This window comes from Hwanghaeella sp. LZ110 (assembly GCF_048892525.1).
Lineage (GTDB): Bacteria > Pseudomonadota > Alphaproteobacteria > UBA8366 > Aestuariispiraceae > Pacificispira.
Genome location: NZ_JBLZHT010000012.1, coordinates 49323 through 66798 on the forward strand (window position 1 = coordinate 49323; position 17476 = coordinate 66798).

19 protein-coding genes are annotated in these 17476 nt (G+C 50.8%); 10 read left to right on the top strand and 9 right to left on the bottom strand.

What is annotated here, in order from left to right; genetic code table 11:
• The first annotated feature begins 11 nt into the window (after positions 1-11).
• The 8 genes from ACOSDM_RS18910 (at position 12) to ACOSDM_RS18945 (ending at position 4606) form a co-directional block, all read left to right on the top strand.
• Entirely contained in the window at positions 12-644 is a 633-nt protein-coding gene (locus tag ACOSDM_RS18910) for a cation transporter (protein ID WP_420726099.1), read from the top strand.
• Positions 619-1086: a disulfide bond formation protein B gene (locus ACOSDM_RS18915; RefSeq protein ID WP_420726100.1), complete on the top strand. Its 468-nt coding sequence runs from the start codon at positions 619-621 to the stop codon at positions 1084-1086. Before ACOSDM_RS18910 ends, ACOSDM_RS18915 begins: the two co-directional genes overlap by 26 nt.
• The gene (locus ACOSDM_RS18920; protein WP_420726101.1) at positions 1083-1724 is read left to right on the top strand and encodes a DsbA family protein; all 642 of its coding nucleotides are present in this window, start codon (positions 1083-1085) and stop codon (positions 1722-1724) included. The genes ACOSDM_RS18915 and ACOSDM_RS18920 overlap by 4 nt, the downstream gene beginning before the upstream one ends.
• Positions 1725-1762: 38 nt before the next feature.
• Positions 1763-2326: an SCO family protein gene (locus ACOSDM_RS18925; protein ID WP_420726102.1), complete on the top strand. Its 564-nt coding sequence runs from the start codon at positions 1763-1765 to the stop codon at positions 2324-2326.
• Positions 2327-2338: 12 nt separating this feature from the next.
• On the top strand, positions 2339-2812 hold the full coding sequence (locus tag ACOSDM_RS18930) for a copper chaperone PCu(A)C (protein ID WP_420726103.1): 474 nt from the start codon (positions 2339-2341) through the stop codon (positions 2810-2812).
• A 63-nt stretch (positions 2813-2875) separates the two neighbouring features.
• Complete coding sequence (lspA, locus tag ACOSDM_RS18935) at positions 2876-3424, top strand: signal peptidase II (RefSeq protein WP_420726104.1); 549 nt, start codon at positions 2876-2878, stop codon at positions 3422-3424.
• Complete coding sequence (locus tag ACOSDM_RS18940; protein WP_420726105.1) at positions 3421-4038, top strand: SCO family protein; 618 nt, start codon at positions 3421-3423, stop codon at positions 4036-4038. The genes lspA and ACOSDM_RS18940 overlap by 4 nt, the downstream gene beginning before the upstream one ends.
• 73 nt (positions 4039-4111) lie before the next feature.
• Positions 4112-4606: a DedA family protein gene (locus tag ACOSDM_RS18945; protein ID WP_420726106.1), complete on the top strand. Its 495-nt coding sequence runs from the start codon at positions 4112-4114 to the stop codon at positions 4604-4606.
• A 684-nt stretch (positions 4607-5290) separates the two neighbouring features.
• Here the strand turns inward: ACOSDM_RS18945 and ACOSDM_RS18950 are convergent.
• From ACOSDM_RS18950 to ACOSDM_RS18970, 5 genes are all read right to left on the bottom strand, one after another.
• Positions 5291-5524 (bottom strand): helix-turn-helix transcriptional regulator, encoded by a 234-nt coding sequence (locus tag ACOSDM_RS18950; RefSeq protein ID WP_420726107.1) that lies wholly within the window; start codon positions 5522-5524, stop codon positions 5291-5293.
• 193 nt (positions 5525-5717) lie between these two features.
• Positions 5718-6536 carry a hypothetical protein gene (locus ACOSDM_RS18955; protein ID WP_420726108.1) on the bottom strand — a complete coding sequence of 273 codons (819 nt, stop codon included), beginning with the start codon at positions 6534-6536 and terminating at the stop codon, positions 5718-5720.
• Positions 6537-6773: 237 nt separating this feature from the next.
• Entirely contained in the window at positions 6774-7937 is a 1164-nt protein-coding gene (locus tag ACOSDM_RS18960) for a tyrosine-type recombinase/integrase (RefSeq protein WP_420726109.1), read from the bottom strand.
• A 410-nt stretch (positions 7938-8347) separates the two neighbouring features.
• Complete coding sequence (locus ACOSDM_RS18965) at positions 8348-8677, bottom strand: DUF2218 domain-containing protein (RefSeq protein WP_420726110.1); 330 nt, start codon at positions 8675-8677, stop codon at positions 8348-8350.
• 100 nt (positions 8678-8777) lie between these two features.
• Positions 8778-9773 (bottom strand): helix-turn-helix transcriptional regulator, encoded by a 996-nt coding sequence (locus tag ACOSDM_RS18970; RefSeq protein ID WP_420726111.1) that lies wholly within the window; start codon positions 9771-9773, stop codon positions 8778-8780.
• Positions 9774-10132: 359 nt separating this feature from the next.
• Here ACOSDM_RS18970 and ACOSDM_RS18975 point away from each other — a divergent pair, with 359 nt between their 5' ends.
• A complete protein-coding gene (locus ACOSDM_RS18975; protein WP_420726112.1) occupies positions 10133-12274 on the top strand; it encodes a TonB-dependent siderophore receptor in 2142 nt (713 codons plus the stop codon).
• A 93-nt stretch (positions 12275-12367) separates the two neighbouring features.
• Positions 12368-13303, top strand: a complete 936-nt coding sequence (locus ACOSDM_RS18980) for an alpha/beta hydrolase (protein ID WP_420726113.1) — start codon at positions 12368-12370, stop codon at positions 13301-13303.
• On the opposite strand, the gene ACOSDM_RS18985 is transcribed toward ACOSDM_RS18980, so the two are convergent.
• The 4 genes from ACOSDM_RS18985 to ACOSDM_RS19000 are packed head-to-tail and all read right to left on the bottom strand — an operon-like array spanning position 13284 to position 16984.
• Positions 13284-14072, bottom strand: a complete 789-nt coding sequence (locus ACOSDM_RS18985) for an ABC transporter ATP-binding protein (protein ID WP_420726114.1) — start codon at positions 14070-14072, stop codon at positions 13284-13286. The genes ACOSDM_RS18980 and ACOSDM_RS18985 overlap by 20 nt on opposite strands.
• On the bottom strand, positions 14069-15046 hold the full coding sequence (locus tag ACOSDM_RS18990) for an iron chelate uptake ABC transporter family permease subunit (RefSeq protein ID WP_420726115.1): 978 nt from the start codon (positions 15044-15046) through the stop codon (positions 14069-14071). Before ACOSDM_RS18990 ends, ACOSDM_RS18985 begins: the two co-directional genes overlap by 4 nt.
• On the bottom strand, positions 15036-16022 hold the full coding sequence (locus tag ACOSDM_RS18995; RefSeq protein ID WP_420726116.1) for an ABC transporter permease: 987 nt from the start codon (positions 16020-16022) through the stop codon (positions 15036-15038). Before ACOSDM_RS18995 ends, ACOSDM_RS18990 begins: the two co-directional genes overlap by 11 nt.
• A 38-nt stretch (positions 16023-16060) precedes the next feature.
• The gene (locus ACOSDM_RS19000; protein ID WP_420726117.1) at positions 16061-16984 is read right to left on the bottom strand and encodes a siderophore ABC transporter substrate-binding protein; all 924 of its coding nucleotides are present in this window, start codon (positions 16982-16984) and stop codon (positions 16061-16063) included.
• Positions 16985-17476 lie beyond the last annotated feature (492 nt).

The window sequence follows — 17476 nt, forward strand, 5'->3', positions numbered from 1 at the left end:
TTGAGACCAATATGAGTGGGTGTTGTGGAACAGAGGCGAAGTTCGATGGGGCGTCTAAGGATTTCCGACAGGCTTTGTGGTGGGTGATTGCCATCAACGCCACGATGTTCTTCATCGAGATGGCAGCCGGAGCCTTTGCCGGGTCACAAGCGTTACAAGCCGATGCGTTAGATTTTCTGGGAGATACTCTGACCTACGGGATGTCTCTCTTTGTGATCGGCATGTCACTCCGGGTACGCGCTACCGCTGCTCTTATCAAAGGGATCAGCCTTGCTGCTATGGGCGTATGGGTATTTGGATCGACCGCGTATCAAGTTTTGATCCTTGGGGTGCCAAGTGCCCCGATTATGGGAACGATTGGAATTCTGGCGCTCACTGCAAATGTGGTCAGTGTTCTTATCTTGCTTCGGTTCAAGGACGGGGATGCGAATGTTCGCTCGGTTTGGCTATGCAGTCGAAACGACGCAATCGGCAATGTCGCAGTTATTGGAGCGGCCGGTACCGTATTCCTCACCCAGTCCGCGTGGCCGGATTTGATCGTGGCAGCCCTGATGGCGGGGCTATTCCTATGGTCTGCATTTCAAATCGTCTTACAGGCACTGAGGGAGCGGCGGCATCATGCTGCGACCGCTCCAGCAGAGTGAAGGGCACGAGCAGGTGACCAGCAGATCCTTACAGAACTCCGCGCTCTCGTTGGCCTGGATCATTGCTCTCGTATCGACTTTGGGGGCGCTTTTTATCGGTGAAGTTATGGGGCAGACGCCTTGTGTTCTCTGTTGGTATCAGCGTATCGCCATGTTTCCTCTGGCCCTGATCCTGGGTATCGCCGCTTATTTGGAGGATACAACCATTTACCGTTACGTGTTGCCGATTTCAATCGTGGGCGGACTGATCGCTTTTTGGCACAGCTTGCTCTTTATCGGGATTGTCCCGGAAATAATTCAACCTTGTGAGCTAAGTGGGCCGTCATGCGCCGGTGCAAAACAGACGGTTTTCGGCATTGTCCCGTTGCCGTTTTTGTCCTTTGCGGCGTTCGTCGCTATCACTTTTCTCCTTCTGCACCCTTATCTGAAGAGGTTGTCATGAATCGTCGGACTATTCTCGTTTCAACCGGTATCGCGGCTGTCGGTATTTTTGGCCTTGGAGCGTATATGTACGTTCCAACGGTGGACAAAAACGCTGTTAGAAATGCAGCGGATGAGACTTTCCTTGTGCGTTCGCATGCACCCGTCCTTGGGCCAGTGGACGCTCCGGTAACGATTGTAGAGTTCTTCGATCCAGCGTGCGAGGCGTGCCGTGCCTTTCATCCCTACGTTAAAAACATCATGTCAAATTTCGAAGGCAAGGTCCGAGTTGTCCTGCGATACGCCAATTTTCATCCGCAATCTGAAGCCGCTATTCGGATTCTGGAAGCTGCACGCATGCAAGGAAAGTTTGAAGTGGTGCTAGAACGGTTACTCCAGACTCAACCCCTTTGGGCCCCGCACGGACGCGCAGCAGATAGCGTTTGGTCCGTCATTGCCGGTACAGGGTTGGATATAACCCGCGCCAAGAAAGATGCCTTGTTACCAGAAGTTACAAGGGTGCTTGATCAAGATGCTTCGGATGTGAAAGCAGCTGGCGTAAAAGGTACGCCTACTTTCTTTGTGAACGGAAAGTCGCTGCAAGAATTTGGTCCCCAGCAACTCTATGAACTCGTGCGGTCTGAGGTTGAAGACAATTGAAGAAAATCCGATACATTCTCTGGGGGACCGTTGCGATCATGTTGGCCGTGTATATCGGCTTCTTTGTTTGGCGCGGCACAGGAAACCCAGTTTTTGAGGCATCGTCACAATCCGAATCGAATGCCTTCTCGCCAAGTTTTATGCTTGTTGATCACCAAGGGAATACAGTCACCGAGAAGACCTACAGGGGGCAGTGGCTCTTAGTCTTCTTCGGATTTACGAACTGCCCTGATATCTGCCCGACGACGCTTTCGGACCTTGCGGTGGTCATAGATCAGATTGGTGGGAAGGCAGCTAGCGTGACACCACTTTTTATCTCAGTTGATCCTGAGCGTGACCGCGTTGAAAGTATGGCGGAGTACGTGTCGGCATTCCATCCTACTATCGTTGGGCTGACCGGCGCCGAGAAACAGATTGCCAGCGCCGTCGAAACCTTTAAGGCCTATTATGAAAAGCAACAGCCGGATAGAGATCAAAGCAACTATGCCGTAGCTCACACGTCTGCGGTCTATCTCATCTCACCCGACGGTACCTTCGTACGAACCTTCGGGTACGGCACCGCGACGGAGGTTTTTGTCACGGAACTAAATAAAAGATTGTAAGGATTATTGCTGATGTTCAGAATAAAACAGACCGCTCTTTTCGTGTTTATAGCAGTTATCGCGGTTCTATTGACGTCTGCAGCCGACGTTTATGCGTCCGATCTTGTTGTAGAGAAACCATGGGCTCGCGCGTCAATTGGCGTATCAAGACCAACTGCTGTTTATCTCACAATTCGAAACGGTGGAGCCGTTACCGACGTTCTTACAATGGTCACTACACCTGCCGCTGGTATGGCTGAGGTCCATAAATCAGAGGTTAAAGACGGTCTTGCGAGAATGAGTCCTGCGGGTAATGTCGAAGTTTCTGCTGGAACAACGGCCATCCTGGAGCCAGGGGGATTGCACATCATGCTCATGGAATTGAAAAATCCGTTGAAAAAGGGGGAAACCATATCAATGACCCTGCACTTTGAGAATGCAGGGCCAGTTGATGTTGCGGTTCCCGTCTATGGGATAGCCGCCTCAGGCCCAAAGTTTTCAGATTGACAAAACTCAGACTTACCCAATCCGCCACCCGACGTTGGTTTTTCAAATGGATAGAGATTGATAATGCGACATCATGTACGAAACGCCATGGCGGCCTTTCTATTCGCCGTCCTTTTGACTGGCGTTGATATCGGCACGAAGTGGTACGTGCTAACAGTCATCATGGACCCTCCTAAACGTATTCCCATCCTCCCATTCTTCGACTTTGTGCTTGTCTATAATCGCGGCGTTAGTTTTGGGTTGCTTGGCGGTCTCGGGGTATGGGGGCCATTGATACTGTCAGGGCTTGCTATTGTGATCATTGGGGTTTTTGGGTTTTGGTTTTGGCGTACGCGACATCGGGGCAAGATGTACATATTCGCCGCAGTTATCGGAGGCACGCTGGGTAACGTTGTTGATCGAATGCATGACGGAGCGGTCACGGATTTTATCGCTCTATATGTTGGTTCGTATCATTGGCCGGTTTTTAACGTCGCGGATATTTTCATCACGGTAGGTGTAGTGTGCTTACTTGCGTTCACCATGAAAACGCAATCCAGTAAATCTAACCAGGAAGAAGATCAATCACCGAAATCAAAGCCGCGCGGAAGTCAGCTGGATACTGGTCAATGAACGGCGCAGTTCGTCAATTGATTGTGTATATTGCAGGCGGCCTCGGCTTAGTCGCGATAACACTGTTCATTGGTTGGTGGCAGGTCGATGGTCCAGGGCGAGCTATCGACCCCTATTCAGTTGCATCACAATCTCTCCCACTTCCATTTTATGAAATGAACTTCCAACTAACGGATCATTCAGGTCGGACACACCCGAAGGACTGGATCGGACGCCCCACTCTTGTATTCTTTGGGTTCACATATTGTCCTGATGTCTGCCCAACAACCCTATCCAACATATCGGGATGGCTGGAAGAACTTGGCGATAAAACGTCTCCCATCCAGGCAGTTTTCATTACGGTTGACCCTGAACGGGATACTGTTCAGGTGATGGCGGATTATGTCAGCAATTTCCATACAGCGATCACCGGTTATTCGGGCTCGGCTGGTCAAACGCTCAAAGCCGCCGAATCATTCAGAGTCACGTATGAGCGCGTAACGGTGGATGAAAGCTACACAATGAACCATTCCGCCAGCGTGTTCGTATACAATGCTAATGGAGAGTTCGTTACCACAATCGATCAGCATGAACCTCCAGGAGTGGCCGTCCAAAAGATACGCCGGGTGTTGTAGCTTCAAGCCGCCACAGCGTTACCTGTGAAGAAATAAGGTGCAATGGAAACATTTCTCGCCTTGTTGGAAGAGTATGGCTTGCTGGTTTACGCCTTGCCTATCCGCTTACTGCAGTTTGAAGAGTGGAGCACTCCCCCTATTCGCGGGTTTCGCGGCCTACAAGGGCGCATTGGACCCAAGTATCGTTCTGATCTTGAGCTTTGCGGGTGGGTATCTGGGCGATGAGCTGCGGTTTGCATTGGCGCGGCGCTATGGTGAGCACATTTTCGCAAGATGGACCTGGACCCAGGAAGCCATAAAAAGAGCGCGTATCCTTATGGCCCGATACGGCATCTTGTACTTGTTTATATATCGCTACCCTAAGGGAATGCGCACGATAGGTGCAATACCTGTTGGTTTGGGAGAAATTCCGTGGCGAACCTTTACTATATTAAACGCAGCGTCCGCAGCTCTTTGGGCTGGCATACTGGTTGGAACTGGCTACTTCTTCGGAAACATTGTTGCTTCCGCCGCTGACAGAAATTGGGGGGTCGTTAGTGTCGCCCTTTTGTTTGTTTTTTTGTGTTAACTTACGTGGCGTGGCGTCAGGTTTGCCGGTCGTTGGATGACGTGTCACAGTTAAGATGACCGCGTCAGTGCCGTTGAGACCGTCACGAACTCCCCTTGGTTATGGCTGATTCCGAGACGTTAGTGGACCATCCCCGGTCATTCCTTTATGAGGTCGCGAAGTCGAGTCCGATTAAGGGTTCTAGTCGCGTTCGAGTTTCAGTGGCTTTGTCCCTAAGTTCTTTAAACCCGAGTTCTTCTCGGTATCTCCTGGCAAGACGGTAGGCCTTCCAAGGAAACTGTACATCAATATGGTCGAGGTTATCAACATTCAACGCAATCACATTCAGTAGACACCCCACGCCTTACATATTACTACTCCTGATTGCGCCATGTCATTGAAGAAGGGGGTGTTACAAGGACCCCCCTCTTGGGTTTCCGAATGTTCAAAACCAGAAAAGAAAGAGCGCACGCTAGCGCGTGCTTGTTCCGACGCTGCGCGCCGGGGCCGCTTTGGGTTTTAGGGACGGGTAGACAGAAAGGGAGGGGCAGGCTCAGAGCCTGCCCCTCTTTTGTGGCGGGTGCGGAGCCAGACTGAGAGAGCTTACGCTCTGTGTCTGTCTGGACCGCATCCGTCCCCAAAATCCCTGACGGCGCGGCCAGCCCCGCCAGGGCAAAACTTGTGGAAAGGCTCAACCCCATCGCCTTACGCCACTTCCGACGTATGGCTGACCATCTTGGAATCCGCCCATTCGATCAGTTGGCGGCGGCGATAGCGGATAGACCGGCCAGAGACCTTTACGAAACGGGGACCGCCGCCTCGTACTCGCCAATTCTGCAAAGCCCGGATTGTGTATCCGAGAAATTCGGCGGCTTCTTGTTCATTGATAAGCCTGTCCAAATAGGACGAGTCTTTGATATTCAAATTGTCGTTTAACATTTTGGTACCTTCCTAGTGATTGGCATGCGCCCGAATGCGCTTACCTCTTGACCGGAAGATGTCCTCTTTCAAAAAGTCTTAATAGTCCCTACGATTTCTTAATAATCAGTTGGGTAAATCCTTCTGATTTATTTTTGTTAAATATCAGCGTGTTACTATTGAAAAAAAGTTACGTAAGACAAATCATGTGGGTCTAATCAGATGGTTTTTTACCTTTCGGTCGCCCTCCTTTTGTGTGGGTCCCAGGCGCAGAGGTTTTCCAAGCAGTCTTGAATAGTTCACCTGATAGCCTTGGAAACTGCGTTTGTGCCAGTTTCCGAATGCCATCTTTTCGGAGGTTCGGATTCTCGGAAATAGATTTTTGTATAAAGGCCCCGACTTGCTCTAGCAGACTTGGATCGGGTATTGGCCTGCTAGAAGGAATCAGAACTTCTACATCCTGTAGCCAATTCTCGAATTGCGTCTTTTCAATCGATACTGGGCCACGCCTACGGCCATAGCGTTGAGGTGCCCTAACCATCGAGAGGCCTATATTTAAATGGAAGCCTGGTTCTTTAGACCAAGCTCCTAGTTCCATAATTGTGTAAAGACCACAAAAAAGATTTAGGTCTTTCTTTATGGCAGCATCCCATAAAGTATTGTGAACTCGTTCGCGGCGATCAAATCTCGCTTGGTCAGTTTCTAGCGTATCAAAGTTGTTTGGCAGCTTGCGGAGTTCTTCATACAGCGTGTCTTTTTTTACCTGAAGTGCCGCCGCTTGATGGCTAAACTTATCCTGTTCCGCTCGGTCGAGTGCCAAGCTAAACTTCACTCTCAATGGGGCAATCTCCAATTCAAGTTGCTCAATCTGATCTCTCAATCGTCTATGACGTTCTTTAAGCGAGTTGATTCCATTTGAAGGTCGTGCCCATGCTTCGTGACCGTCCCAGTCGTCTCCAAATATCTTAATGCCTAGGAGGTCGAATGCTTGGAGTAGCATATAGCGATTATGAAATTCGAGATACGTTATCATGAGTAGTTCGTGCCTAAGGGACGGTTTGCAGACTTAGCGTACCTTCTTCCTTAGGGTGAATAAACCGTTGAGCGTAAGATAGATAAATTGGACGAAACTCGTCTCTAACGCTATCGGCGTAGTGCGTCCCTTAGAGACTGTGAGTAGACCCTTCATAAGTATGGGCTATGGTCCAAGTTTTCTTAGCTAAGGAAACGAAGCCTTAGGCTTTTAAGCATGGTCCCTATGTACGTAGGGTTAGCTATTGCCCCCACCCATAAGCCTAGCCAATTCCCCCGATATCCGATCCGCTGATACCTGTACAGGATCATCGGCAAGATGGGCATAGCGCGCTGTGGTCTGCACCTGGGAATGACCTAAAAGCTTTCCGATCATAGGAAGGCTCTCTCCCATCCCTACGGCACTGGATGCAAAGGAGTGCCTTAGGTCATGGATACGAAGGTCGTCTAATCCCGCTCTCCTACGTATGCGACGCCAAGGCCGCTGCATGTCGGTTAGATGCGTGCCTGGGAGCTTTCCCGTAACTACGTAGGGATTATCATCAAAGCGCTCGATTTTTCCTAGGGCTTCCAGCGCGGCTGGTCCCAGGTAAACACTCTTCGCCCCGGTCTTGGAATCGGGGAGCCTTAAACGGTTCCCCTGTACATAGGACCATTGTAAAGTCTGTATCTCGCTAAGGCGGCATCCCGTAAGGATGAGAAGCCGGATACAGTGGATCGGGGGCAGGGGCTCCTCACCCGATGCCTCTAGTTCATTTAGCGTCTGTCCCAACCGTATGAGTTCCTCAGTAGAGAGATAGCGCTCCCGCTTCTTCTCCTCATACTTCTTCACATGGCGGCATGGATTCGACCCGTCTGGACGAAGGCCCCACACTTCGGCCTGGTTAAACATGACGGACAAGACGCCAAGAGTTCTATTCGCCTGATACGATATCTCCCTATGGGCATGGTGAAGGTCTGCAATGTCCGAGCGTTCAATCTCTGCCACCTTCATCTTGCCCAGACGCGGCTTGATGAAGAGATCGATATTCCGTCGATACTCTTTCGCCGTGGATGCCTTACAGTGAGACGGGACATACTCATCCATAAACCGTTCGCACAGTTCCTCGACTGTAGGGGCCACACGCTTGCGCTTGGCATCGCCTGAGGGGTTCGCCCCCCGGGCAACCGATGCCAATAGCTCACGGGCTTCCTTACGGGCATCTTCTGCGGTAACGACGCCATGCTTGCCCAATCCCTTGCGCCGGGTGCGCCCACCACTGTCTCTGTACTGTATCAGATAGACCTTGCGACCCGTTGGCCAGACACGAAGGCCAAATCCCGGCATATCCTCATCCCAGACAAAATACTCCTTCTCACCTGGCGAAAGGGTATCAACGGTGCGTTTGCTAAGACGGGTCATAGTGCTTCCTTTATCAAAACAGGAAGCATATAGGAAGCAAGTGAGAGCGAAATGCAAGACCGTTGAGAGTCAGTGAGCGAATATAAAACAGAAAATATACTATATTTAACAATGATATATGACTATATAGAGAATATCAGCGTATCCCAGAGGACCCCTAAAAAACTAACTCATAACCTGAAGGTCGTAGGTTCAAATCCTACCCCCGCAACCAAACAATAACAACGGCTTAGCGCTAACACCGCTAGGCCGTTTTTGCGTGCGGGTAAGCAATAGGGTAGCAGGGGGCAGTCGTCTGCTTCTTTTTATTGGGATGATATGGCCTTCCGGTAACCAACAACGCTGTTTAAGTTTGTCTCATGCGCGTCGACGAATTCTTCCCAAATCTGGAGAATCTTTATGGCTGCAGCTCACCCGATCTCTTCAAGGTTGGGGTTTACGGGCAGGGGGTCAGGGAGGCCGTCTTGCCAGGTGACGTTTAAGTCTTCCCGCCAGGCAAATTTAACGAGGTGCTGGTCCAGGACGGATTGCATCATTCCGACACCTTCCGGTTTTTGAGCTTTGCAGTAAAATGACAGTACATTTTGATTTGCTGTCATCAGGCATAGGCCACCTGGAAATTCCACCCGGCCAAAGGTGGCATCGTATTGGACTGTCACTTTGTGGCGGAAATGCTTGCACAGTTGTTGCAGATACTTGCTGGCATTTATCGTTTCGATGTTGGTGTGACAGTGAATCATGTCTGCGGGATCTCCTGTTGCCGGCGCGTTGGGTTAATCGCGAACGCCATCCATTCTGATAGGTTGGCTATGGCGTTTCTGATGTATGCTCCAAAACATATTATGATGACACTTGGCGTGGTGTGCGCCCAAAAGCTTTGCGAAATGCGGTTGAGAAATTGGCAGCACTGGAATATCCCGCCAGGAAAGCGGCTTCCTTTACGGAAATTCGATCCCGGTCCAGCGCGACCATGGCGCGTTCCAGGTTGCGCTGACGAATGTACTTGAAGGCGCTCATGCCATGTACGGTTTGGAACAAGCGTTGCAGCGTGCTGATGCTTAGACCCGTCGCCTCAGCAATTTCCTGAAGCGGTGTGAAGCCATCACAGGTTTCAAGGAATTGTTCAACCTTTCGAATTCGGCGCTGATCGATGGCGACAAGGGGGGTGTGCGAAGTGCCGTTAGTTCCCGGTGTCAGTTGCTTCAGACTTTCCGCCAGCAATTCCAGCGCAAGGCTTTCCAGATGAAGATTTGCCATCGGCGCTGAAGAGATCGCCGCTTCCAGAATAAGTTCTGCCAGGGAGATCAGCCGGGGGGAGGGGGGCCAGACATGCTGTGCAAGATGTTTGCGGGTAAAGCGATCAATTGCATTCCCCTTTTCATCATGACGCCAATCGCTTTGGGACAACCATTCGCTTGTCACCCGAAGGCTGACCTTGCGGATATGGTCGCCCCGATGTCCACGACGCTCCAACAGGGATGTTTTGTTGCGCGAAATGATCAAGGCGCGCGGTCGGTTTGAATCCGCCCCCATTTCCCTGTCCATCAGGGGTTGCCCGTCTACAGTGGCGTCTACTGTCCCTTTCAGGAAAATCTGTAAGGTCAAGCCAGGTTGTTGTTCAGAATGTGTCACAAGATCATATTGATCGATGGCGTCAGATACGTGCAGCACCAGTCCTGGGCGCAGGCACCGCATTTCAAAACTACCCTGTAAAACGGGACCTTGAACTGTCTGTGGCGCGATAATCTGGAACTTTGAACTGACACTGTTCGCACTTTTGGTTAGTGCGTTCACATCAATTGAATGCATTGCGTCTGCTTTCTGTTTCGCTGGCATTAAGATAACCCTTTAAAACTCAAACTGTTGGTTCTCAACCCTATCTCTGATGAGTGGACTGATCCAAACATACGGCTGAGGGGCTAGGAAGGCGCTTTTTCAACCATTTGGCGTGCCTTGCACGAGCGTTTTGCAAACAAGAATGATGCCGTCGCAAAGAGCGGAGTGATGGTCTGCTTCTCCCTTCTCTCATATGATTATAATAATTAATCGCAACTCAAGGCAAGCGTTGCTTTCCCAGAGTGAATAGTGGTGCGCGATGGGCGCGCAAAGAATGCATTGGATGATGAAGGGTGGCGGACGAAGCATAATTCCGCCGCTTGGGGCCTGATGCTGTTTGGAAAAGTGGGGTGAATAGTATGAGAAAGAATCGTTCCTTCTGGAATAGCCAAGTTTCAGTTCTGGCGCTGATTGGTGGATTTGTCACGGCAACCACGTTGGGTCCCATCGGGCTGGCAAATGCAGAAGAGACATCTTCTAAGAAAGCAATTGTTCTGGACCCGCTCAATGTCGTTGGCTCAGGATACGAAACAGAGGATTCCGGCAGCTATGCTTCTGACTTGATCAGCGTCGGGGAAAAAGACGCTCGTACGGTAAAAGAGGTTCCGCAATCAACAACGGTGCTGACCAATCAATATCTGAAGGACCGCAATGTCACGTCGCTGGATACGGCGATGCGCAAGACGCCAGGTATTGTCGTGCTGGACAATGACAATGGACGTTCCAGCATTTTCTCGCGCGGTTTTGAGGTTGATAAGCTGTATTTCAACGGACTATCCGCGCCTGTTTCCAGCCGCCAAGGAACTCAGCCTGATATGTCGATCATCGACCATGTGGAAGTTCTGAAAGGGCCGGCGGGCCTGTTCGATGGTGCGGGGGACCCGGGCGGCGCGATCAATATGAGTCTGAAGCGGCCAACCCGTGAATTTGCTGCATCTGTTGAAGCATCTGGCAATACCTGGGGCGGAATTCGTGGGGTTGGTGATATATCCTCTCCCTTGACGGAGGAGGGGACATTGCGCGGCCGTGTCGTTGCAACCCGTGATCAGGGGAAGACCTGGGTTGATAACAATGACAATGATTTGAGCCTTGGTTACCTGGTTATCGAGGGGGATATCACTGAGTCCGATATGGTGACCTTCAGCGTCAGCCGGACGGAACGTGACCTGCAGCCCTTTAACGGTCTTCCAAGTTTTGCGGATGGCACACTGATTAATCTTGATACGTCTACAACAACGGGTGCCGATTGGAACACGTTTGAAAGCGGTATCACGGATGTTATGGGAGAATATGAACATTTCTTCGATAATGGCGGTCATTTTAAATTATCCGGTCTGTACTCTGAACGTACAGCAGAGTCGCTTTATGCCTATTCCAGATCAGCCGCCGCAGCGAATGGTAATATTACGGGCGTCACAGTCTATGCCGAGGACTTTGAAGAAAGCTCGTTGAGCCTGGATGCGCATATCAGCCAGCCCGTGGAACTGTTTGGGCAAGAGCACAATGTGCTGGCCGGTGTTGACTATAAACAGAATGAAAGCACATCCCTGAACAATGGTCGCGGTGTTGCCAATGGAGATACGAACAACATCTTCAACTGGAACCGAAACCTGACCATTCCGACAATCAACTATACAACTCAGGAACAGATCGAAACGAACCAGTATGGCGTCTACGGACAGGTTCGGGTTAAACCCTTCGATCCTTTGACCGTGATTGGTGGATTGCGCAGCACCTGGTATGACAGCACCAATACCAATCTCTTGACCCGCACGGAAACATCGCAAACGGTTGATGCGGAACTGACCCCTTATGCAGGTGTTGTTTATGATTTCACGCAGAACCTCTCTGCATATGGAAGCTATACAGAGATTTTTCAGCCGCAAACCGATACGGACGCGAATGGTAATCTGATTGGATCCCGAACCGGTCGCCAGTATGAAATTGGCGTTAAGGGCAATTATCAGGGGCTCAATGCATCTGCCGCTGTGTTTGATCTTGTGAATGAAAACTATGCGACGGACGCGGATGGCAATAACGCGACAGTTGGTGATGCCGGGGCAGACATCAGTGTCCGCGGTTTTGAATTGGAAGCCAGTGGTTCTGTTATGCCTGGCCTGGAAGTCATGGCGGGGTACACCTATAGTCTGATCACCTATGTCAGCGGTCCAGACAGCATTCAGTCCTTCGTGCTGCGGGGGCAAACACCGAAGCATCAGCTTCAGATCTGGGCAAAGCAGGACATTGACATCGTGGATGGCCTATATCTGGGCGGTGGGATGAAAGCCTTTTCGGGTGCTGATAACGGCACGATCAAACGGGATGGTTACGCCATTTTTGATGTGATGGCAGGATATGATGTGACGGAGAATCTGGCAGCGACCCTGACCGTGAATAACCTACTGAATAATGAGTATTATTCCCGGACCGGATCGACGGCTTTGTTCAATTTTTATGGGGAACCCCGCAGCGCCTTGCTGAAAATGACGGCAAAATTCTAGTCACAGGAAAATTCGAAAAATGGACAGGGCGGGGTTTTACGATCCCGCTCTGTCGGGTTTTTTACACACAGTTTACTTTGTAAGGGGTGGATCATGATTCGTCAGGCGCGGTGGACGCTTTTTATCGGTGGGTTGGTTGGCCTGATGGCATTTGCGGATGTTCATGCTGCGGAAAAGGTTACAATTCCAAACAGTGAATTGCATATCATAACGTCACGCGAAACAGGCGACGCGTATCAGATACAAATTCGTTTGCCCAATTCCAAGCCACCTGAATCCGGTTTTCCTGTAATCTATCTTTTAGATAGCAATGCCTGGTTCGGCATGGCGTCAGATTTGGTCAGCACACGGTCTCTAAACAAGGATTCGACTGGAATAACCCCCGCTATTCTGGTTGGTATCGCCTATCCAACGGACGCCCCATATGATCTGAAGCGACGGACCTTTGACCTGACCCCTCCTTCGGAGAATGTCACGATGCCACCGCGCCCTAATGGCAAGCCTTGGCCACCAACTGGCGGGGCAGATGCCTTTCTGCGGTTTATCGAAACTCAAGTAAAGCCGTTGGTTGACCAGCGTGCCCCGGTGGATAAATCGCAGGAAACACTGATGGGGCATTCCTTTGGTGGATTGTTCGCCCTGCATGTGATGCTGACACAGCCAGGATCATTCGATACGTATCTGGCGGGCAGCCCTTCGATTTGGTTCAACCAGAAACAGGTGATGGAAGAAGCTAAGGCCTATTTGGCAGCAGGTAACTCCGTGAAGGCGCGGCTGTATATATGCGTTGGGGGCGAAGAAGAGGATATCACCGCAGCGGAAGAAACGCATCCACAGGCGGAAATCAGGCGTCAGTGGAAAAAGGATAACCGCATGATCGGAAATGCGCAGGATTTCGTGGCGTTGATGTCAAATCAGCCCGAACTGGATATCGCCTTTAAGGTGTTTGAGGGGGAAGATCATGGAACGATTATCCCGCAACTGATGATCCATGGCCTTCACTTTGCTTTTAATCAGAAAGCGCCTTAGCGGTATCAACTGGTTTGAAATAGTAAACCAGCTTTTGTCCTTCAATTTGATGGATCGATGTATCAATTCCATATATGTCACGAATGACAGAGGGTACGATAATATCGTCCGAACGGCCGTCATGCAGGATTCGGCCATCCCGCATGGCAATGATCCTGTCTGCGTAACAGGATGCGAAATTGATATCGTGCAGGACAACCACAATTGTCTTGCCAAAGTCTTCCGCCATGCTGCGGAAGACCCCCATCATGGTCACAGCATGTTTGATGTCCAGATTGTTCAGGGGTTCATCCAGCAAAAGAAAATCTGTATTCTGTGACAGGGACATAGCAATAAAGGCGCGCTGTCTTTGTCCACCAGAAATCTCATCCAGAAAATCTTTGCGGATCGAACAAAGGTCCAGATACTGCAAGGCTTGTTCGATTTGCTTTCGGTCTTCTGATGTAAGGTGCCCTTTGCTATGCGGGAACCGGCCGAAGCTGACCAGATCTTCAACAGACATCCGTGTTGTTAAGGAGTTATCCTGCCGAAGCACGGCCAGTTTTTGTGCCAAGACGGATCCAGGGGTGCGCGCGATATCCTGACCATCCAGCATTACCTGACCAGATGTTGCTGGAAGCAGGCGGCTGATCAGGGACAGAAGAGTTGATTTCCCGGCCCCGTTTGCGCCCACCAGGGCAACGACACCACCGCGCTTGATCGTCAAGCTGACATCATCCACAACGACAGTCTTTCCATAGGCTTTGGTGATGTTTCTGATCTCAATCATTGTAATCGCCCACGCAGTAAAAGAATAAGAAAGAACAGGCCCCCGACAAACTCTATTACCACTCCCAAGGCTGTGTCGTAGGACAGCACATGTTCCAACACGGTCTGTCCGATAATAAGACAGATCGTTGCGGTCAAGGCTGCGCCGGGCAGAAGCAACGCATGGCGATGGCTGGGAATCACCAGATAGGCCAAATGCGCTGCCAACAGGCCCAGAAACAACATCGGTCCAACCAGGGCCGTCGATACTGCGACCAGGACTGATACCGCCATCAGGCCAATCGTCACGGCGCGGCGATGATTCAGGCCCAGGCTGGTGGATTGTTCGCGGCCAAGCGCCAGAACATCCAACATCGGTAAGGCCCGCCAACCCAATAGAAATACAGTTGCTGTGACGCCAGCCGAAATCATAAGTATATCTGGATCTGGTCGGTTGAAGGATGCGAAAATGCGATCCTGCACAACCGTAAAGGCCGTGGGATCAATAAGCCATTTCAGGAATCCAGAGAGGCTTCGAAACAGAATACCAAACACGATCCCAATCAGGATCAGAAGGTGCAGGCCCCGCGTTCCACCAGAAAACAACATCCGGTACAAAAATACAGAAAAAAGGATCAATGCAACGGCCTCGAGACTGAAACGCATTGCTGTCGACATGCTGGCGACAGCGGTCACACCTATTGAAAACACCAGAAGGCTTTGTATTAAAATGTATAGCGAATCAAACCCCATGATGGAGGGGGTTAAAATTCGGTTCTGGGCCAGGGTTTGAAATATCACCGTTGATGTTCCAATTGCAGTGCCGACCAGGATCATGGTCGCTAGTTTCGCACCCCGGAACGTCATGACGAATTCCCAACTGCCCTGCACGCCAATCGTCATGAATAGGATACCACTCAGGACGGTGATTGCTGCCAGGACCGCCAATCGAATTTGCAGCGACGCCCACAGTGTCGCTGTTCCCTTACCGGTCACGGCGCATGCTCCGCAGCAACAGTGCCAAAAAGCCAGCGCCACCAATGACGCCCATGGTCGTCCCAACCGGCAACTCATAGGGATGCAGGATCAAACGGCCCGCAATGTCGGACGCCAGCAGCAGACATGCCCCGGTCAGCGCGACCCAGGGTAGGTTGCGTCGCACATTGTCGCCCATGATCAGGGTGACCAGGTTGGGGACGATTAATCCTACAAAAGGGATCATGCCGCTGGTGACAACGACCACGGCGGTTATCAGGGATACGATCACCACGCCAAAAACGACAGTCCGCCGATAGTTCAGGCCCAGGCTTGTGCTGACAGTTTCTCCCATTGCAATGACCGTGAAGCGATCAGCGGCTAGATATGCGCCAATGGTCAGGACAAGAGACAGCCAAAGCAATTCATACCGCCCCTGCAAAATGTTGGAGAAATCCCCAACGGTCCAATTGCTGAGTGCCTGCATCATATCTGTTCGATAGGCGAAGAAATTGGTTGCAGCTTCTATAACGCCCCCCAGCATAAGGCCGACCAGCGGCACTATGTAAATTGATCCCCAGGAAATGCGCTGAAGGAGTAGCAAAAACAGCGCCGTTCCCGCCATGGCAAATCCCATCGCGACCAACATGCGCCCTGCAATTGGCATTTCTGGAGCGACCAGAAGCACGATTAATAGTCCAAATGCTGCGGATTCAGACGTTCCGACTGTCTTTGGCTCGACAAATTTATTGCGTGCCAGCATTTGCACAATCAGACCGGAAACCGACAGGCCGACACCGGCCAGAATTAGCGCTACCGTGCGAGGGATACGGCTTGTGACCATAACCGTGACGGCTTCTGCCGTTCGTTCCTGCATACCGCCTGTGTTTTGACCAAACCCGTCTATCAGCGCATTTAATGCCCCATTACTGACCCCGACAAACAAACTGGTAATCGCCAAACCGATCAGAATGAGGGAGCATAATAGAAGTTTCATTGAGGTTCGTATCTCGGGACCGACGCGACCCGTCGTCATTATGGTCTGCGCATGGCTGACAGAATGTCTTCCATGCTGCGAAGCAAAGCTTCTATGCCCCCACCGCCCAGATACCAGGCATCCGAAGACAGGTAGACAATGTGATCCTGTTTCCAGGCCGTCGTTCGATGCATGATCGCATTGTCCAGCAGAGTTCGGGCCGAGGCGCTGTCATGACCGATGGCCGCATCACGGTCTAACACGAACAGCCAGTCAGGATTTGTTTCCAGCAAAAATTCGTTGGAAATAGCCTGTCCATGGGTGCCGATATCCAGCGATGGCGCACTGGGCGATATGCCAAATTCATCATACAGTAAGCCAAAGCGCGAATTGGGTCCAAAGGCACTCATCCGACCACCGGTGGTCAGAATCAATTGCCCCGTTCCTGCCGATGCGGTCGCCTTGCGAACCTCTTGCAGTTTCGCATCAATGGCCGCCAATCGTTCGGCGACCTTTTCATTCTTGCCAAAGATTTGCCCCAGCAGTTTTGCATTGTCGATAATGCTGTCGATTTGCTTCGACGGATCATAACTTAAATCCAGTGTTGGTGCGATTTTCGACAAGTCTTTCAGCTTCGACGCGGATCGTGCGCCAAGAAGGATGATATCGGGTGACAGGGCGTTGACGGCCTCATAATTGGGCTCAAACAAGGTACCAACCTTGGCGTATCTGTCGTCATCATAGGCTTGAAGGTATTCTGGTTTTGGACCGGTCGGGATACCCGTGACCGGGATGTCCAGGCTGTTCAGCAAATCCAGAATACCAAGATCAAAGACCACAACCCTTTTCGGATATAGCGGAACTTCTGTTTCGCCCTGGGCATGTTTAACGATAATCGTTTCAGCGAAACCATCGTGCGGCATGCCGAACAAGCAGGAAAAAGCTAAGAGTCCAGCCAGAAAATATCTGCGATTAAAGTGCATGATCTACTCCCGCCGCGGGTGGATACTGAGATTGGGTTGAGGCCGTTCTATAATGTAAATAATAATCATCCTCAATATAGGGGGCGGGCTTTTCTGGGCTTTCAAGCCACCCTGCTTGTTCTGCAAAGGTTTTTGACGGTTCTGAGCAATGCCATGAGCTCAGCACTTACGGATCGATCCAATTCTCTAATGTATCGAGCATGTATAGGGTGCTGGCGTCAAACAGATCTCCGACGTCTGCAAAGCGGGCGTCGGAGATTGCATTTCCATAGGATAATCAAAATCATCTTAGATTGAATAACCACTAATTTAATATTAAACGGAATGACGTCGTCCTTCGACAGGGGGTCTAATGCGACCGGGATACATACCCTCTACGCGTATATCCGGCGAAACCTTGGTGTGGATTACCTGACCACATAGCGAAAAACATGCACCGACAGAAAAGGCGGAGTGAGTCTGAGAAAAAGATAGGGGCATCTGAATTTGTGT

Bases quoted from the DNA above. Each gene is read 5' to 3' on its own strand.
- ACOSDM_RS18910 (WP_420726099.1), top strand. From the start codon at position 12: ATGAGTGGGTGTTGTGGAACAGAGGCGAAGTTCGATGGGGCGTCTAAG.
- ACOSDM_RS18915 (WP_420726100.1), top strand. From the start codon at position 619: ATGCTGCGACCGCTCCAGCAGAGTGAAGGGCACGAGCAGGTGACCAGC.
- ACOSDM_RS18920 (WP_420726101.1), top strand. From the start codon at position 1,083: ATGAATCGTCGGACTATTCTCGTTTCAACCGGTATCGCGGCTGTCGGT.
- ACOSDM_RS18925 (WP_420726102.1), top strand. From the start codon at position 1,763: ATGTTGGCCGTGTATATCGGCTTCTTTGTTTGGCGCGGCACAGGAAAC.
- ACOSDM_RS18930 (WP_420726103.1), top strand. From the start codon at position 2,339: ATGTTCAGAATAAAACAGACCGCTCTTTTCGTGTTTATAGCAGTTATC.
- lspA (WP_420726104.1), top strand. From the start codon at position 2,876: ATGCGACATCATGTACGAAACGCCATGGCGGCCTTTCTATTCGCCGTC.
- ACOSDM_RS18940 (WP_420726105.1), top strand. From the start codon at position 3,421: ATGAACGGCGCAGTTCGTCAATTGATTGTGTATATTGCAGGCGGCCTC.
- ACOSDM_RS18945 (WP_420726106.1), top strand. From the start codon at position 4,112: ATGGCTTGCTGGTTTACGCCTTGCCTATCCGCTTACTGCAGTTTGAAG.
- ACOSDM_RS18950 (WP_420726107.1), bottom strand. From the start codon at position 5,524: ATGTTAAACGACAATTTGAATATCAAAGACTCGTCCTATTTGGACAGG.
- ACOSDM_RS18955 (WP_420726108.1), bottom strand. From the start codon at position 6,536: ATGATAACGTATCTCGAATTTCATAATCGCTATATGCTACTCCAAGCA.
- ACOSDM_RS18960 (WP_420726109.1), bottom strand. From the start codon at position 7,937: ATGACCCGTCTTAGCAAACGCACCGTTGATACCCTTTCGCCAGGTGAG.
- ACOSDM_RS18965 (WP_420726110.1), bottom strand. From the start codon at position 8,677: ATGATTCACTGTCACACCAACATCGAAACGATAAATGCCAGCAAGTAT.
- ACOSDM_RS18970 (WP_420726111.1), bottom strand. From the start codon at position 9,773: ATGCCAGCGAAACAGAAAGCAGACGCAATGCATTCAATTGATGTGAAC.
- ACOSDM_RS18975 (WP_420726112.1), top strand. From the start codon at position 10,133: ATGAGAAAGAATCGTTCCTTCTGGAATAGCCAAGTTTCAGTTCTGGCG.
- ACOSDM_RS18980 (WP_420726113.1), top strand. From the start codon at position 12,368: ATGATTCGTCAGGCGCGGTGGACGCTTTTTATCGGTGGGTTGGTTGGC.
- ACOSDM_RS18985 (WP_420726114.1), bottom strand. From the start codon at position 14,072: ATGATTGAGATCAGAAACATCACCAAAGCCTATGGAAAGACTGTCGTT.
- ACOSDM_RS18995 (WP_420726116.1), bottom strand. From the start codon at position 16,022: ATGAAACTTCTATTATGCTCCCTCATTCTGATCGGTTTGGCGATTACC.
- ACOSDM_RS19000 (WP_420726117.1), bottom strand. From the start codon at position 16,984: ATGCACTTTAATCGCAGATATTTTCTGGCTGGACTCTTAGCTTTTTCC.